This is a genomic window from Streptococcus sp. HMSC077D04 (genome assembly GCF_001808785.1).
In the GTDB taxonomy this organism is placed as follows: Bacteria; Bacillota; Bacilli; order Lactobacillales; family Streptococcaceae; genus Streptococcus; species Streptococcus mitis_BX.
The window spans coordinates 43,861-44,726 of the sequence record NZ_KV794530.1; the positions used below are offsets into that span (position 1 = coordinate 43,861).

General features: G+C 36.0%; 1 protein-coding gene and 1 pseudogene. Both read right to left on the reverse strand.

Annotated features, from left to right (window positions below; translation table 11 throughout):
- Positions 1 to 605: TipC family immunity protein (locus HMPREF2701_RS04720; RefSeq protein WP_061590364.1), on the reverse strand; the 605-nt coding region annotated here is incomplete at its 3' end.
- A gap of 12 nt (positions 606 to 617) precedes the next feature.
- Positions 618 to 866 (reverse strand): annotated as a pseudogene (locus HMPREF2701_RS10675) (hypothetical protein); the annotation flags it as partial.

The following is an 866-nucleotide window of genomic DNA, read 5'->3' on the forward strand; positions in this document are numbered from 1 at the left end:
CACCAATTCTCCCACTGGGTTTCGACTTTCACATCGCCATAATTGCTTGGCGAGTACTTACTGTCATAAATCGAGCACCAATCTTTCAAGACTTTCTGGTTAACGATTTCGTCGTAGTAGGAATCCAAATCCTTGGCAGTGATACCGTACTTCTCTAGGTAGGATTTCACTTGGGCCTCATCTTCAATATAACTATCCTCATTTCCTGATAATACTATCTGAATTGACTTTGTGATTGTTTTAGTGTTTGGATTATATTTGCTAATCATCCATATCTTCGTTCCATCAGCTATTTTTCTCTCAACTGAAACAAACATTTTACTATACGCTTTCTCAAAATTAAATCCAACTCTCAGTTCAAGATAGCCTTCTGGAAGAGTCTTATACTTCCCTAAAGGGCTATATTTAAAATACTCTCCATCACTTGGCCAACCTGGACTAATTTCAAAGCCATCTATTTTTCTTAAAATATTATTTGTCCGATAAGTTTTCTCAGTTTCTTGGTAGATTTCATCAAAAATGTTTTTAGGTTGTCTACTAAAAAAGTAAAAACAGGATGATATGATAATTATGACTATAGCCAATATACTGAGTGTTTTCTTCATTAACTTTTCCTCCTAATCTGCCACTGATTCCAAACGATTTAAAAATGTCGATACTTCGGGGTATTTTTCCTCAATATACTCTTTAATAGATGCCTCGCCTTTCTTCAGTATATTCGGAGGCACTACTCCTGCATAAATCAGACCTTTGACGTGTTTCCAATCCTTATTGTTCAAGAATTCTCTTTCTCTCAGAGTCGAATCCTTTTGAAGGTCAGAGTAATAAGAAGTTATGGCTTGGTCATAGGATTGCCCCTTCTGCAT